This is a genomic window from Phenylobacterium kunshanense (assembly GCF_003254525.1).
In the GTDB taxonomy this organism is placed as follows: Bacteria; Pseudomonadota; Alphaproteobacteria; order Caulobacterales; family Caulobacteraceae; genus Phenylobacterium; species Phenylobacterium kunshanense.
Window position 1 is genome coordinate 1 of record NZ_QFYS01000009.1, and the last position, 17,682, is coordinate 17,682.

The following is a 17,682-nucleotide window of genomic DNA, read 5'->3' on the forward strand; positions in this document are numbered from 1 at the left end:
CTCGTCACCGTCGCCGTCATGCGAAAGCTCATCGAAGCCGCCAACCTCATCCTCAGCCGCGGCCAACCCTGGCTCGCTCACCCGGCCACCTGAAACATGGTTGCTCCCGCCGCTTCGCGGGGGAGGTGAAGGACGAACAGGGACATTGCGAGCTGAAAAGGACCGCTAAGGGTCGAACACCGTCATGGGTTCTTCGCCAGGAGCCGGACACTCGCACCAGGTCCGCTCTGAGCTCGGGCGGCAATCCCGGGGTGTTACCCTTGGCTCACGTTTCGCCTCCTCGGCCCCGGGCGAGCGTCGAGAGGGGAGAGGGTGGCGAGCGGGCGTCGCAACCTTGGCTGCTTGCACAGGGCGCCAGCCATGGTCAGCCTACAGGCGCTTGTGCGATGGCGGGGGATGCGATGACGATTGCGGCGAGAAGCCTGCTGGATCAGATGGCCCGGCATCATGTCTGGGCAACGGAGCGCCTCCTGTCTTCGCTCGAGGCTCTGCCGGAAGACGACTACAGGCGTCCCTGCGGGCTCTTCTTCGGTTCCATCCACGGCACCCTGAACCACCTGCTCCTGACCGACCGTGAGATCTGGTTTCCCAGGTTTGCCAGCGGCCGCTCGCCAAGCCTGCCCCTGGATGCTGAGCTCGAGCGTGATCGGCGCCGTCTGGCCTCCGGGCTGATCGAGGCGGCCGCGCAGTGGTCCGACTATCTTGAAGGTGTCAGCGAAGGCGACCTGGCTGGCGACCTCCACTACGTCATGACGACCGGGCAGCCGCGGACACTCCCCACGGCGGCGACGCTGCTCCACGTCTTCAATCATGCCACCCATCACCGGGGCCAGATCACCGCTGCCATCTCGCTGCTGGGCTATGAATTCCTGCCGCTCGACCTGGCCTATCTGCTCATCTCAGAACGAGCTGCGCAGCTGACGCCCTGAGAGGCGAGCGCCAGCGGGCAACCTGAGGTGTTTTGTGAGCGCGTGCAGGCCCATCTGATCGGTTGCCCGGTCGCGCAAGTCTGGTGAGCGGGGAGGAAAGAGGGGGACAAATGGCGACGGAATTCGGAGCGTTGATCCTGGACGTCGGCGGGGTGCTCATCGAGACGCCGACGCGGGACGCGCGCAGCGCCTGGGAGCGGGCTCACGGGTTGGGGCAGGGTCAGCTCGACCGGATTCTCGTCGAGGCGATCGGGCCCGGCTGGGAAGGCGGTCGGACCGAAGCCGAGATCGAGGCCAGACTGTGCGCGGCGTGCGGGATCGCGCCGTCCGGGCTGCCCGACCTGCTCGAGGCGCTGGCCGCCGACGAGCGGGTCTGCCCGCGCTGGCGGCTCGCGCTGGACCGGATGGCGGGGAAGCTGCCCCTGGCGCTGCTCACCAATTCAGGCCCGAAGACGCGAGAGACCCTTGTGGCGCGACATGGGCTGGAGCGCTGGTTCTCGGTGATCGTGATCTCGGCCGAGGAAGGGATGTCGAAGCCCGATCCGCTGATCTATCGGCGAACGTGCGAGCGACTCGGATGTGCGCCGGGGGACTGCCTGTTCGTCGACGATCGGCCTTCAAATGTCGCGGGAGCGGAGGCCGCGGGGCTCGGGGCGCTCCATTTCGCCTCCTCCGCCGAGACGATTCCGGTCGTTCTCCAGCGCCTTGGCCTGGCGCATCTACCGTAGAGTTACGCCGACAGGTAAGCCATCGTCATCGTCGCCGCCGGAGCGCCGGCCGCGGCGCTCGCCGGCTTCGTGTTCGTCGGCGCTGCGGTGGCAGCGGGCGCAGTCCTGGATGTCGCCGCGGACGCCTTCCTCGCGGTGTTCGGCCTCGATGCGGGCGGGCTGGTGCTCGTGGCAACCGTAGCAGGTGTAGGCGCGGTAGGCGCCGCCCGTGTGGCAGGTCGAGCAGGTCGTGTCGTGGGGCGAGGCGAGGCTGAAGTAGCGGTCGTGATCGAAGCTGGCGGGCTTCCAGGCGGTGGTGGCGTGGCACTGGGCGCAGGACCCGGTGACGCCGCGGTGCAGATCGTCCTTGGGCGGGGTGTGGCAGGTGGCGCAGCGGGCCCGCAGCTCGGGCTTCAGGAGCTGGTGGTCGAAGGCCAGGGTCAGGTTGCGCGTCAGGCGGGGACGCGGGTGATCGGTGTGGCAGGCCATGCAGTTCTGCTGGAGCAGCGCTTCGTGGAAGGGCGGGATGCGCGACCAGGCGATCGGCGCGCCCTTGGTGGTGCGGCGGCCGATGTCGGCGACGGCGTGGCATTTGACGCAACGCTCAGGCGCGGCGCCGCGAAAGGCGTCGTGGCAGGCGAAACAATCCTGCTGCAGGCTCGCGTGGGCGGGCTGCAGGTCGCCCGGACTGACCATCTGGTGGGGAAAGATGACGGCGAGCGCGAGGATGGCGGCCAGCGCTGCGCCCAGCACGATCCAGACCCAGCGCGGCGTCATTTCCAGCCCCAGAAGATGAACACGGCGACGATGTGGGCCAGCGCCAGGACGGCGAAGGCGAGCGAGATCGGCAGGTGGATCTTCCGCCACTGCCGAACGAGGTCGACGGTGAGGCTGTCCCGATGGAGGCGCGCCTTGATGTCCGCGTCGGAGAGCCCCTCGTCCTTCAGCTCGGCGCGGGCGGCCTTGAGCCACGCCTGGGCCCGGCGGAGCAGGAACTTGCCGGTCAGTCCGCTACTGATGTTGACCAGCATGGCGGCGAGGGCGAGCCAGGCCAAGACGGCGTTGAAGTGCACGCCGGCATGGACCAGCACGAGCAGGGAGCCCGCCCAGGCCAGCCATTCGTGCAGGCGCAGCAGGAAGACGGGGTTTCCGCTGTGGATCACCCCGCGCTTGCGCAGGGAGTGGCCGAACGAGACCAGGATCAGGATGACGCCCGGAATGCCGAGGTAGCGGCCGATCCAGACGGCGTCGAGCAGATGCAGGCCCGCGTCGACGAGGAGCGTCGTGGCGATCAGCGCCATCAGCGACAGGAAGAACGGGAGAACCTCGCGCAGGAAGACGCTGGATCTCATCTCCTCACGCGCTCGGCGGTCATTCCCTTGTGCTCCGCAGCTCACGACATGCGCCCCAGGCAGGCGCCGCTTCGACATGCCGCCAGACTCGGACCAGCGCCTTGACCCAGATCACTGTGGACACCCGCGGCGCCGAAGCCGAGGGAGCCCCCTCATGCGTGGTGCGCTTCGTACTCCGTGCGGGTGGGGAGTTCGTCGAAGGGGGGCTCGTGGCAGGCGGCGTCGTATTCGGAGCGGGGCACGTCCAGCTCTGAGCCGTCGGGGAAGCGCACGCGGGCGCTGTCTTCCGTGCCCCAGCCGTCCGTTTCCCTGTAGAGCCCGATCGCCATGGCGGACCCTATAGCATGAAGGCGAACATGGCGGCGACGGCGAGGGCCATGACGCCGGTGGCGGTCCAGCCGAACAGGCGCTGGCCGGTGGTGGCGACGTAGCGGCCCATCTCCTGGCGGCGGCTGGCGACGATCATCATGGCGGCCATGATCGGCACCGAGATCACGCCGTTGAGCACGGCGCTCCAGAACAGGATGCGGATCGGATCCAGGGGCGAAAAGACGACGCCGATGGCCAGCAGCATGGCGGCGACGATCACGGCATAGAAGGCCCCGGCGTCCCTGGGCGAATACTCCAGGCCGGTCTTCCAGCCGCGGGCCTCGCCGATGGCGTAGGCGGCCGAACCGGCGAGGACGGGCACCGCCAGGAAGCCTGTGCCGATGATGCCGAGGGCGAAGAGGGCGAAGGCCAGTGGGCCGGCGATAGGTCGAAGCGCCTCGGCGGCCTGGGCGGAGGTCTGAATGTCGGTGACGCCGGCCTCGTGCAGCGTCACGGCCGTGGTCAGGATGATGAAGAACGCCACCAGGTTGGAGAAGGCCATGCCGGTGAAGGTGTCCCAGCGGATGCGGGCCAGTTCCTGTTCGGCGCGCGGGGCGGACTCATGCAGCAGGTCGGCGCCGTGGTTGGCCTCCAGTTCCTCCACCTCCTCCGAGCTCTGCCAGAAGAAGAGATAGGGGCTGATGGTGGTGCCGAAGACCGCGACGATGACGGTGAGGGCCGGGCCGGTGAGCTCGATCTGCGGCGACAGGGTGCGGGCGACGACCCTCGGCCAGTCGATATGGACCGTGAAGACCACCCCGACGTAGGCGAACAGCGCCAGGGTCAGCCATTTCAGCAGCCGGACGTAGCGGTGGTAGGGCACGAAGAGCTGCAGGCCGAGCGAGCCCAGGGCGAAGACGACGGTGAAGGCGGCGGCGCTCCAGCCGGTCATCAACTGGGCGGCCGCGCCCATGGCGGCGATGTCGGCGCCGATGTTGATGGTGTTGGCCACGAAGAGGAGCGCGACCAGCACCGCGACGACCGGGGCGGGAAAGACCCGCCGCAGGTTGGCTCCGAGACCCGCGCCGGTGACGCGGCCGATGCGGGCGCTGATGAGCTGGATCGCCACCATCAGCGGATAGGTGAAGGCGACGGTCCAGAGCATGTTCAGCCCGAACTGGGCGCCGGCCTGGGAGTAGGTCGCGATGCCGCTCGGATCATCGTCGGCCGCGCCGGTGATCAGCCCGGGGCCAAGGCGCCGGAGCAGGGGCTGGCGTTCCCCGGAGGCTGGATCGACGCGGTTCACGCGGCCCTCAAGGCCACAACCACCGGCGCCCGCGCAAGGGCGTTGCGGCGCCAGGTCGCCCCTGTGGCGTGCGTCAGTAGCCGCCCTGGGCCCGCGGCGGTCCGTCGCCGCACGCCAGGGCGCGGACCTGGACGGCCAGTTCCAGCGGATCGAATGGCTTGGGGAACATCAGCGCCTCGACCTCGGCCGCGTAGATGTTGCTGGGCAGGCCAGTGACGTAGACCACGCGAACGTCGGGGTTGGCGGCGCGCGCGGCGGCGGCGACGTCGAACCCGGTGACTCCGTCGCCGAGATTGATGTCGGTCACCAGCACCTGGAAGCTGCGCGGCTCGGCCGCCAGACAGCCCAGGGCGTCGCGGCCCGAGTGGAGGGTGCGCACGTCGAGGCCTTCGTCCTCGAGGGTCTCGCGGACCAGTTCGGCCACCAGCGGTTCGTCTTCGACCAGCAGGACCCTGCCCATGGCGTTGCGCCTCCTAGCAAAGGCCCCTGGCCGGTTGGGGAGAGCGGCCAGGGGCTGAACGTCGCGGCGGACGACGGCAGGCCCGAAGGGGCGGCCGGCGCGGCGCCAAGTCAGCATGAACGGAGACGGGCGCGGGAAGGTTCCAGCGCCCTCGGAACGCAGGAGAGAGGCGATGACAGAGACGTCGAGGCGCGCACGGCCCGCGCGACCCAGGAAGGAGGCCGCCAAGCCGGAGGCCTCCAAGCAGGCGGTCCAGAAGCACCCGAGGAAGCGGCGCGTGGGGTTCACGCCCGAACTGGGGGAGACGATCTGCGCGCGGATCGCGGCGGGCGAAACATGGTCGAGGATCTGCGGCACGCGCGGCATGCCCTCGTATGCGGCCCTGTACCAGTGGCGGGACCAGCATCCGGACTTCGGGGCCGCCCTCGCGCGCGCCAAGGACATGGCGGCCGACGCGCGCGCCGACGAAGCTCTCGATGTGGCGAAAGGCGCGACGGCCGGGACGGTCCAGGCGGACAAGCTCAGGGTGTCGACACTGATGTGGCATGCGGCCAGGGCGGCGCCGCATCGCTATGGGTCGAAGGTGGAGGCGGTGGTCGGGAAGACGGGTGTCTCCGCCATCTCGGTGCGCATTCGGGCCTTCACGCCGGTGATGCGCGAGGACGGGTCGGTCTTCGCCCGCGAGATCCTGCCGGACGGGAGCTTCCTGGACCATGAAGGCTGAACTGGCGCTGCCGATCGAGTGGAAGCCCCGCGGCTATCAGGCTGGGCTCTGGGAAGCCCTGCTGAACGGTTGCCGCCGGGCTGACGTGGTGGCGCACCGGCGCTGGGGCAAGGACGAGGTGGCGCTGCACTGGACGGCGGCGTCGGCGCTGGCCTGCCCGGGTATCTACTGGCACCTGCTGCCCGAGGCGGCGCAGGGACGGAAGGCCATCTGGGACGCGGTGAACCCGCACACCGGCCGACGTCGGGTGGACGAGGCGTTTCCGCCGCCGATGGTCGCCCGGGCCGTCGAGGGAGACATGAAGCTGGAGCTGACCAACGGCTCCATCTGGCAGGTGGTGGGATCGGACAACTACAACAGCCTGATGGGCGCCTCCCCGCGGGGCGTGGTGCTGTCGGAATGGTCGCTGGCCAAGCCGCAGGCCTGGGACTACCTGCGGCCAATCCTGGTGGAGAACCGCGGCTGGGCGCTGTTCCTCTGGACGCCCCGGGGCCGCAACCATGCCACGCGGGCGTTCGAGGCCCGGTCGGGTCGGGATGGCTGGTTCTGCCTGAAGTCGCCGGCGACGCAGACCACGGTCTTCGAGCCGCATGACCTTGCGCGCGAGAAGGCCGAGCTGGTGGCCGAACTGGGCGTGGAGGAGGGCGAGGCGCGGTTCGCCAGCGAGTACCTGGTCGACTTCGACGCCGCCGCGCCCGGCGCCTACTACGCGAGCCTGCTGGGGGAGGCGGGACGCGCGGGGCGGATCGGCGGCGTGCCGGTGGATCCCGCTCTGCCCGTCGATACGGCCTGGGATCTCGGCATCGACGACTACACCGCCATCTGGTTCTTCCAGCAGGCTGGCCGGGAGGTGCGGGTGGTCGACTACTTCGAGACCAGCGGCGAGGGCCTGCCGGCGATCGTGCGCCGCGCCATCGCGGAGCGGCCCTATCTGTGGGGAACGCATCACCTGCCGCACGATGTGATGGTGCGCGAGCTGGCGACGGGCCGGTCGCGGTACGAGACGCTGACATCGCTGGGACTGTCGCGCATCCAGGTCGGCGCCGCGGCCGATCCCGAGGAGCGGGTGAACGCCGCGCGCCTGATGATCCCGATCTGCTGGTTCGACGCCGAGCGGTGCGCCACGGGCCTGGAGCGGCTGCGGGCGTACCGGAAGCGGTGGAGCCGGGCGACGCTGAGTTTCGGCGGGCCGCTTCACGACCGCGCGAGCCACGGCGCCGACGCGTTCGGCGAGTTCGCGCTGAACCGGCGGGCTGCGGCGCCTGCAAGGCCGCCAGCTTCGGCGCGTTCGGCTGGCGGGACGCTGTCGTGGATGGCCTGAGCGCGCGCAGTTAATCGTCTTGGCTTAAGAGGCGTTAACCGCCTTGAATCGAAAAGGAATTGTCGGGGGACGCGGGCGGCTTTTGGAGACGTCATGCCGGACCTCTTGCGGCAGCTGATCGACCTGGTGGAGGCCCGCCCGATGACGAGCGTGGGGGTCGCGATCGCGGTGATCCTCTATCTGCAGCTCATGATGTCGGACCCGCACATCCGCTGAAGCGGTGCAACCCGCCGCCGCCCTCCGCATTTCCGTCGCCGAGGCAGACGGAGGACACTCGAATGGATGGCGTAGGAATTATCGGCGCGATCATCATCGGCATCGTGGCCGGCTGGATCGCGGAGAAGGTCATGCGGCGCAACCATGGCCTGCTGACCAATCTGATCGTGGGCGTGGTGGGCGCTTTCCTCGGCAGTTTCGTGGCGACCATGCTGGGCTTCAGCGCCGGCGCGGGCGTGATCCCGAGCCTGGTGGTGGCCACGGCGGGCGCGATCCTGCTGCTGTTCCTGCTGGGCCTGTTCCAGCGCGGCCGGGCCTGACGGCGCGTAGCTGATCGGCCGGTTGACAGGGTTTGTTACGTGTGTAGTTTTGATTTGCTACACACGTAACAACACTGGGAGGCCGTCCGATGGGACGCGAGTTCATGACGATCCTGGCGCCCGCGGCGGGCCTCGTGCTGGCCGCGGGCGCGGCGCGTGCCGAGGAGGTCGCCTACCGCCTGGTCCCGGCCAGCGAGCGCCTGACGTTCGGCGACGTCTTTGCGGACGCATCGCTGGAGATGAAGACGGTGTTCGCCATCCTGATCCTTTCGGCGGTTGGAGCCGTGGCGATCTGGGCGATGAGCCTCGGAAAGGTGGGGCGCGGCGACGCGGCGGGGCTCGCCACGGCGCTTGGTCGGCTGAAGATCGTCCGCGCCGGGGGAACGCCGCTGGGCGCGCTGGCCGCGGCCTATGTGCTGCTGTGGGGTTTCATCGGCATCGCCAATGTACGCCCGGCTCCGGCGATCACGGTCATGGCGCCCGGGTGGGCCGAAGCCGCGCTGGCGGTGATGCTGGGCCTGCTGGCGACGACCGTCGGCGTGCTATGCGAGCGGCATCTGGAGGCGCGGATCCGGCGCGCGGCCGCGTAGGCGGATGACGGAGCCGAGGATTTCCGAGGCGGAGAGCCGCGTCATGGCGGTGATCTGGGATGGGGCCGAGGCCGGACGCGGCGGGGCGGGGGTGGAAGACATTCTCGCGGCCGCCGGCGCCGCCAACGGCTGGAGCGAGACGACGGTCCGGACCCTGATCCACCGGCTGATCCGCAAGGACGCGGTGGCGTCCGAGCGGCGAGGCGGTCTGGCGCTGTACACGCCGAAGGTGAGCCGCGAGGCCTGGGTGACAGCGGAGAGCCAGGGGTTTCTGGATCGCCTGTTCGGCGGCCAGATCGCGCCCCTGGTGGCGCATTTCGCGCGGCAGCGGGGGATGGACCCTACGGATCTGGCCCGCCTGCGGAAGCTGGTCGCCGAGTTGGATGCGGAGGCGGCCGAAGACGACTGAGGTCGAAATGGTTCGCGTTTTGTTCTTGACGGGCGCGCGCGAATTTGATAGGTTTTCACTACGGTTGATCACTGCGCCTGAGGCGCCCCGCTGAGGCGGGGGACCAGTCCTCGGCGCCGCTCGAGTGATCGCCGAAAGATTCGACATGCGGCGACCGCTCGCGGTCGCGTTCACCCGCCGGGCCCCCCGCGCGGGCCTTTTGTCATGGGGCTTTGCCATTGTCAGACGACGAGATCCTGGCCGAGGCGCGCGAGGCGTTCGCGCTGGCGGCCGACGCCGAAGCGGAGAACCGGCGCGAGGCGCTGGACGACCTGCGCTTCGCGCGTCTAGGCGAGCAGTGGCCCGAGCGCGTCCGCCGCGAGCGCGAGCTGGAAGGGCGGCCTTGCCTGACCATCAACAGGTTGCCGGCGTTCATCCGCCAGGTCGTGAACGATGCGCGCCAGAACAAGCCGGCGATCGCGGTCCACCCGGTCGACAGCGGCGCCGATCCAGAGACAGCGGAGGTGTTCAACGGGCTGATCCGGCACATCGAGCAGAGCTCGGATGCGGATGTCGCCTACGACACGGCGCTGGACTTCGCGGTGACGTCCGGGATCGGCTATTTCCGGATCAACACGCGCTACGCGACGGATGACGGCTTCGACCAGGACATCGTCGTCGAGCGGGTGTCGAACCCCTTCTCGATCTACGGCGATCCGGAGTCGGTCGGGGCGGACTCGGCCGACTGGAACACCGCGTTCGTGGTGGACAGCCTGCCGCGCGCCGCGTTCGAGGCGCGATGGAAGGGCGCCGAAGCAACCGACTGGAACGGCGAGCGTGCGGACGGACCACAGTCTGACGGCCCGCGGGTGACCATCGCCGAATACTGGCGGCGTGAGCGGGCCAGCCGGACGATCCTGGCGCTGTCGGACGGCCAGATCATCGAGGAGGGCGCATACAAGGCGCAGAAGGCCATGTTCGACGCGTTGGGCGTGAAAGTGGTCGGCCGCCCTAGAACGGTGGCGGGGCACAAGGTGACCCAGCGGATCCTGAGCGGCGCCGAGGTGCTGGAGACCGTGGACTGGGCGGGGCGGTTCATCCCGATCGTGCCCGTCTACGGCGAGGAACTGATGGTGGATGGCCGGCGCCGGCTGCGCAGCCTGGTGCGCGACGCCAAGGACCCGCAGCGGATGTTCAACTACTGGCGCTCGATCTCGACCGAGCTGGTGGCCCTCGCGCCGCGGACGCCGTTCATCGGCCGCAAGGGAGCTTTCGACACAGACTCGGCGAAGTGGGCCACGGCCAACACCCAGAGCCACGCCTACATCGAATACGACGGGCCGGAGCCGCCGATGCGGCAGGGCTATGCCGGCGTGCCGGCCGGGGCGCTGCAGGAGGCGATGAACGCCTCGGACGACATGAAGTCGATCATGGGCCTCTACGATGCGAGCCTGGGGGCGCGGTCGAACGAGACCTCGGGCCGGGCGATCATGGCGCGCCAGCGGGAAGGCGATGTCTCGACCTTCCACTACATCGACAACCTCAGTCGCGCGATCCGCCACGCCGGGCGCGTCCTTTTGGACCTGATCCCGAAGGTCTACGGGACGGCGCGGGTGGTGCGCGTGCTGGGGCCGGACGGGGCGGCGCAGTCGGTCGGGGTGGCGCCTGGACGCCAGGGCGGCGAGGCGCTGAAGGCGATCGGCCCGATCTACGACCTCTCGGCGGGGAAGTACGACCTGACCGTGCGCTCGGGACCGAGCTTCACGAGCCGCCGGGAAGAGGCGGCCAACCAGATGATCGAGCTGATCCGGGCGTATCCGGCCGCGGCGCCGCTCATCGGCGACCTGCTGGCGCGGAACCTGGACTGGCCGGGCGCCGACGAGATCGCCCAGCGACTCGGCGCGCTGTTGCCGCCGCAGGCGCGAGGCGAGCGCGCCGAGGGGCAGGCGGCCCAGGCGCAGCTCGCGCAGCTGGGCCAGGCGCTCGCCGCCGCGCGCGCCGAGGTCGCGGCGCTGAAGCAGGACCGATCGCACGCCGCGCGTCGGCTGGAGATCGAGGCCTTCGAGGCCGAGACCAACCGCCTGAAGGCGATGCGCGGGGCGGCCGCAACCTGAACTTGACGTTCGGGTTCTGTTCTGATGGAGTTGTGGATGAGCGAAGCGCCTTTCCGCAAGAGGCCAGAGTTGTTTCCAAGCACGCCACCGCGAGCGAAGGCGTCGAGGTTGGCGTTGCCCACCAGCATGCCGTCCTGCCTTCCCGGAATTCTGCCAGCCGAGATGATCGAGGCTGGACCGCGTGCTGTCCTAGACCGTAGCCGGGCACGGTCGGGCCGGATGATCGTCTTCCAATCGACGCCTGGATGGCTGCGCGAGGCAGGCGTGTGGAACGTCGCAAGTGAGTGAGCCGCCGGTGACCGTGTTCACGTTCTGGAGCTATCTTGCGGGCGCCGTCTGGTCGTTGGGCCTCCAGCCCGGCAGCTACGTCACCTGGGTGCGGATGCTGTTCATGTTCGGCCTGCCGACGCTGCCGCTCTGCGCGCCGCTATTCTTCTTTGGTCGGCGGCATGGCGTCTGGAAGGGGGTGCGGCTTGTCGGCTCCGTCGTGCTCGTCGTGCTGGCGCTGGCATGGGTGGCGTTGCTGGGCACAAGCACAGGATCGCAGGATTTGCGGACGGCGCTGCGCATGCTGTCGGCTCTCGTCATGGGCTTCGTGACCGGGATTTGGGCGCCACTATCGATCGTGGCGGTGCTGCTTGGCGCATGGCGACGAGAAATCGAACGACGCCGCGCCACCAGCGGCTGAGGCGTTCGCCCAAGGCGGGGCACGGCCCCGGATCCACCTCTCGACCTTAGAGTCATTCAATATCTGTTCGCTGCCGGAGGATTTCAGCCTCCTGCTCGCGGCGCCGGCGGCGTCGCGTCATCCGCGCTGCGACCTCTCGCGGCGCCAGACCCAAGGGACATCCATGACCGATCACGACCCCTTCGCGGCGGGCGGCGACGACGCGCGCCTGGACGAGGCCCAGTTCGTCGAGACCGACGGGCTGCAGCCCGAGCCGGAAACCTTCGAGCTGGAGGTGGACGGCGAGATCCACGCGCTGCCGGCATCGCTCAAGGGCGCGTTCCTGCGGCAGGCGGACTATACCCGCAAGACGCAGGAGCTGGCCGAGGGCCGGCGGGCGCTGGAGGCCGAGCGGCAGGCGCTGTCCGACCATCGGCGCGGCCTGGATGGCGAGGCCAGCGACCGGGCGACGCTGGCGGCGCTGGATCGCCATCTGGACGAGTTCGAGGGGCTGGACTGGGAGCTTCTGGCGCACGAGGAACCGCGCCGGGCGCAGGCGCTGTGGGAGACCTTCCAGGAAACCGAGGCCCTGCGCGAGAGGTTCGCCTATGCGCTCGCCCACCACGACCAGCAACGCGCGCTGGAGGCCGCGCGGGAATCTGCTGCGGCCATGGCGGCGACGGGCGCGAAGCTGCGCGAGGAGATCGAGGGCTGGTCGCCAGAGGTGGCGGCCAAGCTTGTGGAATACGGCCAGGCGTTCGGTGTGACCCTGGACGAGTTGGCCCAGATGGCCGACCCCCGTCTGTGGAAGGTTCTGCACAGAGCCTGGCGCGCCGATCAGGCTGGCCAGGGGGATGCGGAAGCCGCGGCGCGCGAGCTGCGGCCCGCGGTCACTGTGGGCGGGGGCGGTTCCGGAGCGGGCGGCGTGCGCGACGAGCTTGGCACTCGTGAGTGGATGCGCCGCCGCGGCGAGCAACTGGCGCGGGGGCGGTGATGACGGAGCGCAATCCGATCGACGGCCTCCGGGCGGCGGCGCAGCGGAGGCTGGTCGACAACACGCGGACGCTCGCGCGGTTCTTCGATCGGCGGCCGGATTCGCCGCTGACGCTGGAGCAGCGCGCGGGGCGGGTGTGGGACCTAGGCGCCAAGACGGCGTTCGCGGAGCGGGTCATGGACGAGGAGATCAACCGCTCTTTCGCGGAGTCTGCGGCCGCCGGCATGGGGCGTCCGCACAACAACGACTTCGACGCCCTACGGCACGCCCGTGCCTCGAAGCGCATCGCCGAGGTGGCGGGACCGGCCTTCGCCACGGCCGCCGGCGTAGGGCATGAGGTGGACAACTTCGTCGGCAGTCTGCGGAAGCACAAGCGCGCCACCGGGGACTATGGAGGTCCGTACTCCCACCGGGAGAAATCGCCGACGCCGGGGCAGACGCTCGACGAGATCCGCATGGACCTTCGAAACAATCTCGAGGGCGTGAGCGCGGCGGTCCGCGGGGGCGAGATCGACCCGGGCCGGCTCCAGACCCGGGTGAGGGAAACGCCGACCGGGCCGCTCTACCGATTCCCGCCCGCCGGGCTGGAAGGTCTTCCACGCCGCTGATGGTTCCTGTTGTGTTCTCGGGCGGACTTGCTAAGCTCAACCATGAAACGAGTGGAGTGGTGATGCCGTCAGAGCGAGAGTTGAGCGCCGCCAGGGGCGGGATCGCTCGTGGTTTGCGTGGAAGTGTCAGGCTGTTCCTGGGCCTGCTGGCCGGCATGGCTACGCTCCCGGCGCTGACGCTGATCGGACTGTTCGGCCTCGACCTTGTCGGCCGTGTCTCCCTGGTCACGCGGGAAGACAATCCCCATCTGCCCATGGGACCGCAGGGCCAGGCGATCACCGCCGCCGGCGGATCGACGGTCATCTGGCGGGGGGCCTCGACCGTCACCGGCCAGACCTGTCGCGGGGCCTGCGACGACCTGCTGTTCCAGAACGATACGCCGGTCCGGGTGGAGATCCATGGCCGCGACGGCGGCTGTGTGGTCTGCGAGGCGCCCGCCTTGAAGGCGCGGCTATCGCCCTGGTGGAATGGGCCCGCCGCCGTGGAGGTGCAGATCGCGGACTTGAAGGGGGCTCGGCCGTGAACCTGAAGTCCATTCTTCGCCCGACTGCGTTTCGGCTGGGCTATGCGATCGGGCTCAGCTTCGTCCTGCTCGTCATGGCCATCTTCCAGTGGGCTTCGAACAACCAGCCGGACTACGAGATCGAGATCATCGGCGCGGGCGCGGACCTGGACGCCCACCGCGTTCGCGAACTGGTGCTGAAGACGGACAACGGGGTCCTGTTCTCACAGGCTTGCCGCGGCGGATGCGACGACCTCTGGCAGCGGGCCAGCCTGCCAGAGGGCGCCTACGAACTGCGGGTCCTCGACCAAGACGGCGCGTGCGTGGCCTGCAGCACCGCGGGATATGTCACCAGCGGCTTTCCATCCGGCTGGAACCTGCGGGGACGCGAGCACCTGGACGGGGCCGTCCATTTTCTGAAGGGCGCGCCGAACATCAGGCTCCAGGACTGGCGTCCTGTCATGCCGAAGGGCGACTGACGCCGTCGGCGGCCCGCCCTCGCTCCTGAGCTGGAGCCTCTACAGACCTGACGTCATTGGCGATCTTCCTTCGCCAGCGATGAGCTGAGCCGACGTCTCGGGCCGAGCTTCCGCGGCGAGACAACCCGCGCTCGAGCCTCCCAGATCGTGGCCGATCCTCCCGCCCCGCGGGGACAGGGTCGCGCCCTTCCGACATCCGCCGCCGCCGGCCCGGCCGGCTCGCGACCGAGCACCCGCGCCCAGGCGCGGCTCGGACGCCTGTGCGCGGTTTTCCCAAACTCCAAAGGACAGACATGCCGAATACGATCCTCACGGCCACCGCGGTGACGCGGGAGGCCCTTCGCGTGCTGCACCAGAAGCTGAACTTCGTGGGCACGATCACGCGGGACTACGACGACCGCTTCGCCCAGCAGGGCGCCAAGGTCGGCGACACGCTGAAGATCCGACTGCCGAACCAGTACACGGTCCGGACCGGCGCCACGCTGTCGGCTCAGGACACCACCGAGAGCTCGGTGGACCTGAAGGTGCAGACCCAGAAGGGCGTGGACCTGAACTTCACCTCGATGGACCTGACCCTGGGCCTCGACGACTTCTCCGAGCGCATCCTGGAACCCGCCATGAGCGTGCTGGCCGCCAACATCGAGGCGGACGCCATGGGCATGTACCGCGACGTCTGGAACCAGGCGGACAATGCGGGCCAGCCGGCGAGCTTCGCGAAGGTGCTCGAGAGCCGGAAGGTGCTGGTGGACAACCTGGCGCCGCTGAACGGCCGCACCTGCAACCTCAACACCCAGGACAACGTCGACCTGGTGGACGCTCTCAAGGGCCTGTTCAACGACAAGTCGACCATCGCGAAGCAGAACCGCGAAGGCTTCATGGGGCGCACGGCCGGCTTCGACTTCATGGAGAACACCCTCTGGCCGCGCCACGCCCGAGCCGCCGGGACGGGATATCAGGTGAACGGCGCCGGCCAGACCGGATCGGCGCTGGCGGTGAACACGGGCACGGGGGCGCTGAAGCAGGGTGACGTCTTCACGTTGCCGAACGTCTTCCGCGTGCATCCCGAGACCAAGCAGACGACCAATGTGCTGCAGCAGTTCGTGGTGACGGCCGACTATGCGGGCGGCGCCGGCGCCCTGCAGATCGCGCCGGCGATCGTGACCAGCGGGCCGAACCAGACCGTCTCGGCCTCGCCGGCCACGGCCACGTTGCTCGGGTTCGCGGGCACGGCGGGGCAGAGCTACGGCATTTCCATGGCCTACCAGAAGGGCGCCTTCGCGTTCGCCACGGCCGACATGGTGATGCCGCGCGGGGTCGACTTCGCCAGCCGCGAGGTGTTCGACGGGATCTCGATGCGGATCGTGCGTCAGTACGACATCAACAACGACAAGTTCCCGTGCCGGCTGGACGTGCTGTACGGCTTCAAGACCATCCGGCCGCAGCTCGCCTGCCGCCTGGCGAACCGATAGCCGGCGGGCGCCCGCCGCAGCGCGGCGGACCGCCATTCACCACCCTTGCGGGGCCGCCTTCGGGCGGCCCCTTTCATTTGCGGAGATCCCGATGGCGATCACCACCTACGCCGAGCTGCGTGCGGCGGCGGCGAACTGGCTGGTGCGGGCGGACCTGACCGACCGCATCCCGGAGTTCGTCGCCCTCGCCGAGGCGCGTCTCAACCGCGTGCTGCGGAGCCGTCTCGCCGAAACCGAAGTTGAGCTGACCACCACGGCCGGCTCGCGCCTGGTCCCGCTGCCGGCGGGCTTCACCGAGCCCCTGAGACTGTGGATCGAACGGTCCGACGGCCGCTGCGAGCTGCCCTTCATGGAGGCCGCGCTGATCGGCCGGTCCTCTGTGCGCGGTGAGCCGGGCGCCTGGGCGGTGGACAGCGGCTCGGTCCGTTTCGACCGGCTCTGCGACCAGGCCTATGTCGTCATCCTGCGGATGCTGAAGGCCTACGCCCTGTCGACCGCCGCGCCGACCAACGCGCTGCTGGCCGAGGCGCCGGACGTCTACCTGTTCGCGACGCTGAGCGAGGCTGGCCCGTTCCTCCGGGACGCCGAACTGGCCGGCGCCTATGAGACGAAACTGGCGCGGGCGATCGAGGAGCTGAACGCCAAGGACGCCCGCAGCCGGGCGTCGCGCCGTCTGACCACCGAGCTGCCGGCCCTGGTCGGCGTGGGAGCGGGCTGATGCTGCTGCCCATCGGGCCGGTGACGCCCGAACCCCTGCGCGGCGTGTTGAGATCGTTTCACGACGCGCTCCTGGCGCTGATCGCGCCAGCGGCGCCGACGCCGCTGTTCGCGTCCACCCTGGCCGGCCTGCCGGCGGCGGCCGCGCATCCGCACACCCTCGCGCTCGTCACCGACCTCAACATCCTCGCCCATTCGGACGGGATCCACTGGATCCGCCAAGACACGGGAGCCGTGATCGCCTGATGCCTTCCTCCTGGTCTCCCTCGCTCCGGTTCGAACTGCAATTCACCGGCGAGAACATCAATCTGTGGGGCGAGAAGCTGAACGCCGTCCTGCAGCACGCCGACTATGCCGTGGCCGGCTGGCTGACAAAGCCGCTGTCGGGCCCGGCCGCGCTCAGCACCGCCAACGCCGGCGACGACGAGGCGCGGGCCGCGATGGTGAAGTTCACCGGCGGGGCCGGGCCCTTCACCGTCACCATCCCGCCGGTCAGCAAGAGCTATCTCGTCTGGAACGCCTGCGACGGGCCGGTCACGCTGACGACCGGGGCGGGCGCCACGGTGACGGTGGATCCCGGCGATATCCTCTGGATCGTGACCGACGGCGGCGCGGTGAAGACGCCCGGCTATGGCGGCGCCTCGATCAAGGACTGGGTGTCGAGCGTGGCCTGGTCCTACAACGCCGGCGCCCTGCCGGCTCAGGCCGGGAACGCCGGCAAGTTCGTGAGAACCGACGGGTCCAGCGCGAGCTGGCAATCGCTCTCGACATCAGACCTCAGCGACTACGCGGGCGCCGTAAAGGGCCTCGCGCTCGCCTTCGCCATCGCCCTTTAGGAGACGACCATGCCCGTGACGCCGAACAGCATCGTGACGCCCCAGACGCCGAGGGCCAACGTGGTCAATGTGGCCGCGGCCAACGCCACCTATTCGACCAGCCCCACCAACACCCAGCTCCTCGTGACGGCCGGGCCGAATGGGGCTCGCTTGACGAAGCTCCAGGCCATCCCGTGCGAAACCATCACCTCGGCCAATCAGCTGCAGGTGTTCCGGTCGGCGGATGGCGGAACCACGCGGCACCTGGCAGACAGCGCCCTGATGGGCGTCTACACCATGGCCCAGACCACGGAGGCCCCGACCACGGACTTCGGCTACTCCGACGACTCGCCCGTGATCCTGCAGCCGAACGAGCGCCTGTACGTCGCGGAGGGGCAGGCCAAGAGCGTCAACTTCATCGCCGAATGGGCGGACTACTGATGGCGGTGGGGCAGAAGATCAGGGGCCTTGTGGGGCAGGGGCTGAACGGGCGGCGGGCCCGAGCGCCGATGCTGGCGTACAGCTTTCCGGCGGGATCGCACACTTGGACCTGTCCACGAACCGGCGTGTGGCGGTTCGTGCTTTGGGGCGCAGGGGCTGGGGCGGATCAAGCTGCACCCTTCGGCGGAGCATCAGGAGCGTTCCACCTCGCAGAAAGATACATCCTCAAAGGGGCACAGGTGTCGCTCTCAGT

General features: G+C 69.4%; 24 protein-coding genes. 19 read left to right on the forward strand and 5 right to left on the reverse strand.

Translation table 11 applies throughout. From position 1 onward, the window contains the following. Positions 1–386 precede the first annotated feature (386 nt). On the forward strand, positions 387–929 hold the full coding sequence (locus DJ019_RS17040; RefSeq protein ID WP_205854195.1) for a DinB family protein: 543 nt from the start codon (positions 387–389) through the stop codon (positions 927–929). Positions 930–1,039: 110 nt separating this feature from the next. Then, positions 1,040–1,657: an HAD family hydrolase gene (locus DJ019_RS17045; RefSeq protein WP_111277278.1), complete on the forward strand. Its 618-nt coding sequence runs from the start codon at positions 1,040–1,042 to the stop codon at positions 1,655–1,657. On the opposite strand, the gene DJ019_RS17050 is transcribed toward DJ019_RS17045, so the two are convergent. The 5 genes from DJ019_RS17050 to DJ019_RS21035 form a co-directional block, all read right to left on the reverse strand. Then, positions 1,649–2,413: a cytochrome c3 family protein gene (locus DJ019_RS17050; protein ID WP_111277279.1), complete on the reverse strand. Its 765-nt coding sequence runs from the start codon at positions 2,411–2,413 to the stop codon at positions 1,649–1,651. The two genes, DJ019_RS17045 and DJ019_RS17050, sit on opposite strands and share 9 nt — an antisense overlap. Further along, the gene (locus DJ019_RS17055; protein ID WP_111277280.1) at positions 2,410–2,988 is read right to left on the reverse strand and encodes a hypothetical protein; all 579 of its coding nucleotides are present in this window, start codon (positions 2,986–2,988) and stop codon (positions 2,410–2,412) included. The genes DJ019_RS17050 and DJ019_RS17055 overlap by 4 nt, the downstream gene beginning before the upstream one ends. A gap of 152 nt (positions 2,989–3,140) precedes the next feature. Next, positions 3,141–3,317 carry a hypothetical protein gene (locus DJ019_RS21030; protein ID WP_165844053.1) on the reverse strand — a complete coding sequence of 59 codons (177 nt, stop codon included), beginning with the start codon at positions 3,315–3,317 and terminating at the stop codon, positions 3,141–3,143. Positions 3,318–3,325: 8 nt separating this feature from the next. Continuing rightward, a complete protein-coding gene (locus tag DJ019_RS17060) occupies positions 3,326–4,603 on the reverse strand; it encodes an NRAMP family divalent metal transporter (RefSeq protein WP_165844054.1) in 1,278 nt (425 codons plus the stop codon). A gap of 73 nt (positions 4,604–4,676) precedes the next feature. Further along, a complete protein-coding gene (locus tag DJ019_RS21035) occupies positions 4,677–5,063 on the reverse strand; it encodes a response regulator (protein ID WP_165844055.1) in 387 nt (128 codons plus the stop codon). 172 nt (positions 5,064–5,235) lie between these two features. Here DJ019_RS21035 and DJ019_RS21040 point away from each other — a divergent pair, with 172 nt between their 5' ends. The 17 genes from DJ019_RS21040 to DJ019_RS17145 all read left to right on the forward strand — a co-directional run bounded on the left by DJ019_RS21040 (position 5,236) and on the right by DJ019_RS17145 (position 17,429). Beyond that, complete coding sequence (locus DJ019_RS21040) at positions 5,236–5,787, forward strand: terminase small subunit-like protein (protein WP_165844056.1); 552 nt, start codon at positions 5,236–5,238, stop codon at positions 5,785–5,787. Beyond that, positions 5,777–7,108, forward strand: a complete 1,332-nt coding sequence (locus tag DJ019_RS17075) for a hypothetical protein (RefSeq protein ID WP_111277284.1) — start codon at positions 5,777–5,779, stop codon at positions 7,106–7,108. The genes DJ019_RS21040 and DJ019_RS17075 overlap by 11 nt, the downstream gene beginning before the upstream one ends. 93 nt (positions 7,109–7,201) lie before the next feature. After that, positions 7,202–7,324, forward strand: coding sequence for a hypothetical protein (locus DJ019_RS21585; protein WP_276310035.1), 123 nt, complete (start codon positions 7,202–7,204; stop codon positions 7,322–7,324). Between the two features lie 62 nt (positions 7,325–7,386). After that, the gene (locus tag DJ019_RS17080; RefSeq protein ID WP_111277285.1) at positions 7,387–7,644 is read left to right on the forward strand and encodes a GlsB/YeaQ/YmgE family stress response membrane protein; all 258 of its coding nucleotides are present in this window, start codon (positions 7,387–7,389) and stop codon (positions 7,642–7,644) included. 89 nt (positions 7,645–7,733) lie between these two features. Beyond that, complete coding sequence (locus tag DJ019_RS17085; protein ID WP_111277286.1) at positions 7,734–8,234, forward strand: hypothetical protein; 501 nt, start codon at positions 7,734–7,736, stop codon at positions 8,232–8,234. A 4-nt stretch (positions 8,235–8,238) separates the two neighbouring features. Beyond that, entirely contained in the window at positions 8,239–8,643 is a 405-nt protein-coding gene (locus DJ019_RS17090; protein WP_111277287.1) for a BlaI/MecI/CopY family transcriptional regulator, read from the forward strand. A 218-nt stretch (positions 8,644–8,861) separates the two neighbouring features. Continuing rightward, positions 8,862–10,736 carry a portal protein gene (locus DJ019_RS17095; protein WP_205854196.1) on the forward strand — a complete coding sequence of 625 codons (1,875 nt, stop codon included), beginning with the start codon at positions 8,862–8,864 and terminating at the stop codon, positions 10,734–10,736. Between the two features lie 295 nt (positions 10,737–11,031). Then, positions 11,032–11,424 (forward strand): hypothetical protein, encoded by a 393-nt coding sequence (locus tag DJ019_RS17100; protein ID WP_133255326.1) that lies wholly within the window; start codon positions 11,032–11,034, stop codon positions 11,422–11,424. Positions 11,425–11,587: 163 nt separating this feature from the next. Then, positions 11,588–12,397, forward strand: coding sequence for a hypothetical protein (locus DJ019_RS17105; protein ID WP_111277291.1), 810 nt, complete (start codon positions 11,588–11,590; stop codon positions 12,395–12,397). After that, positions 12,397–13,005, forward strand: coding sequence for a hypothetical protein (locus DJ019_RS17110; protein WP_111277293.1), 609 nt, complete (start codon positions 12,397–12,399; stop codon positions 13,003–13,005). The genes DJ019_RS17105 and DJ019_RS17110 overlap by 1 nt, the downstream gene beginning before the upstream one ends. 113 nt (positions 13,006–13,118) lie before the next feature. After that, positions 13,119–13,529, forward strand: a complete 411-nt coding sequence (locus tag DJ019_RS17115; RefSeq protein ID WP_111277295.1) for a hypothetical protein — start codon at positions 13,119–13,121, stop codon at positions 13,527–13,529. Beyond that, on the forward strand, positions 13,526–13,987 hold the full coding sequence (locus DJ019_RS17120) for a hypothetical protein (protein WP_111277297.1): 462 nt from the start codon (positions 13,526–13,528) through the stop codon (positions 13,985–13,987). Before DJ019_RS17115 ends, DJ019_RS17120 begins: the two co-directional genes overlap by 4 nt. A 293-nt stretch (positions 13,988–14,280) precedes the next feature. After that, positions 14,281–15,456, forward strand: a complete 1,176-nt coding sequence (locus DJ019_RS17125) for a P22 phage major capsid protein family protein (protein WP_111277299.1) — start codon at positions 14,281–14,283, stop codon at positions 15,454–15,456. 91 nt (positions 15,457–15,547) lie between these two features. Continuing rightward, complete coding sequence (locus DJ019_RS17130; RefSeq protein ID WP_111277301.1) at positions 15,548–16,174, forward strand: phage adaptor protein; 627 nt, start codon at positions 15,548–15,550, stop codon at positions 16,172–16,174. After that, positions 16,174–16,419, forward strand: coding sequence for a hypothetical protein (locus DJ019_RS17135; RefSeq protein ID WP_111277303.1), 246 nt, complete (start codon positions 16,174–16,176; stop codon positions 16,417–16,419). The genes DJ019_RS17130 and DJ019_RS17135 overlap by 1 nt, the downstream gene beginning before the upstream one ends. After that, complete coding sequence (locus tag DJ019_RS17140; RefSeq protein WP_111277305.1) at positions 16,419–17,009, forward strand: hypothetical protein; 591 nt, start codon at positions 16,419–16,421, stop codon at positions 17,007–17,009. Before DJ019_RS17135 ends, DJ019_RS17140 begins: the two co-directional genes overlap by 1 nt. 9 nt (positions 17,010–17,018) lie before the next feature. Next, positions 17,019–17,429 (forward strand): hypothetical protein, encoded by a 411-nt coding sequence (locus DJ019_RS17145; RefSeq protein WP_111277308.1) that lies wholly within the window; start codon positions 17,019–17,021, stop codon positions 17,427–17,429. Positions 17,430–17,682 lie beyond the last annotated feature (253 nt).

Excerpts from the sequence above, each read along its gene's own strand:
- DJ019_RS17040 (WP_205854195.1), top strand. The coding sequence starts at position 387 with ATGGCGGGGGATGCGATGACGATTGCGGCGAGAAGCCTGCTGGATCAG.
- DJ019_RS17045 (WP_111277278.1), top strand. The coding sequence starts at position 1,040 with ATGGCGACGGAATTCGGAGCGTTGATCCTGGACGTCGGCGGGGTGCTC.
- DJ019_RS17050 (WP_111277279.1), bottom strand. The coding sequence starts at position 2,413 with ATGACGCCGCGCTGGGTCTGGATCGTGCTGGGCGCAGCGCTGGCCGCC.
- DJ019_RS17055 (WP_111277280.1), bottom strand. The coding sequence starts at position 2,988 with ATGAGATCCAGCGTCTTCCTGCGCGAGGTTCTCCCGTTCTTCCTGTCG.
- DJ019_RS21030 (WP_165844053.1), bottom strand. The coding sequence starts at position 3,317 with ATGGCGATCGGGCTCTACAGGGAAACGGACGGCTGGGGCACGGAAGAC.
- DJ019_RS21035 (WP_165844055.1), bottom strand. The coding sequence starts at position 5,063 with ATGGGCAGGGTCCTGCTGGTCGAAGACGAACCGCTGGTGGCCGAACTG.
- DJ019_RS21040 (WP_165844056.1), top strand. The coding sequence starts at position 5,236 with ATGACAGAGACGTCGAGGCGCGCACGGCCCGCGCGACCCAGGAAGGAG.
- DJ019_RS17075 (WP_111277284.1), top strand. The coding sequence starts at position 5,777 with ATGAAGGCTGAACTGGCGCTGCCGATCGAGTGGAAGCCCCGCGGCTAT.
- DJ019_RS21585 (WP_276310035.1), top strand. The coding sequence starts at position 7,202 with ATGCCGGACCTCTTGCGGCAGCTGATCGACCTGGTGGAGGCCCGCCCG.
- DJ019_RS17080 (WP_111277285.1), top strand. The coding sequence starts at position 7,387 with ATGGATGGCGTAGGAATTATCGGCGCGATCATCATCGGCATCGTGGCC.
- DJ019_RS17085 (WP_111277286.1), top strand. The coding sequence starts at position 7,734 with ATGGGACGCGAGTTCATGACGATCCTGGCGCCCGCGGCGGGCCTCGTG.
- DJ019_RS17090 (WP_111277287.1), top strand. The coding sequence starts at position 8,239 with ATGACGGAGCCGAGGATTTCCGAGGCGGAGAGCCGCGTCATGGCGGTG.
- DJ019_RS17105 (WP_111277291.1), top strand. The coding sequence starts at position 11,588 with ATGACCGATCACGACCCCTTCGCGGCGGGCGGCGACGACGCGCGCCTG.
- DJ019_RS17110 (WP_111277293.1), top strand. The coding sequence starts at position 12,397 with ATGACGGAGCGCAATCCGATCGACGGCCTCCGGGCGGCGGCGCAGCGG.
- DJ019_RS17125 (WP_111277299.1), top strand. The coding sequence starts at position 14,281 with ATGCCGAATACGATCCTCACGGCCACCGCGGTGACGCGGGAGGCCCTT.
- DJ019_RS17130 (WP_111277301.1), top strand. The coding sequence starts at position 15,548 with ATGGCGATCACCACCTACGCCGAGCTGCGTGCGGCGGCGGCGAACTGG.
- DJ019_RS17135 (WP_111277303.1), top strand. The coding sequence starts at position 16,174 with ATGCTGCTGCCCATCGGGCCGGTGACGCCCGAACCCCTGCGCGGCGTG.
- DJ019_RS17140 (WP_111277305.1), top strand. The coding sequence starts at position 16,419 with ATGCCTTCCTCCTGGTCTCCCTCGCTCCGGTTCGAACTGCAATTCACC.
- DJ019_RS17145 (WP_111277308.1), top strand. The coding sequence starts at position 17,019 with ATGCCCGTGACGCCGAACAGCATCGTGACGCCCCAGACGCCGAGGGCC.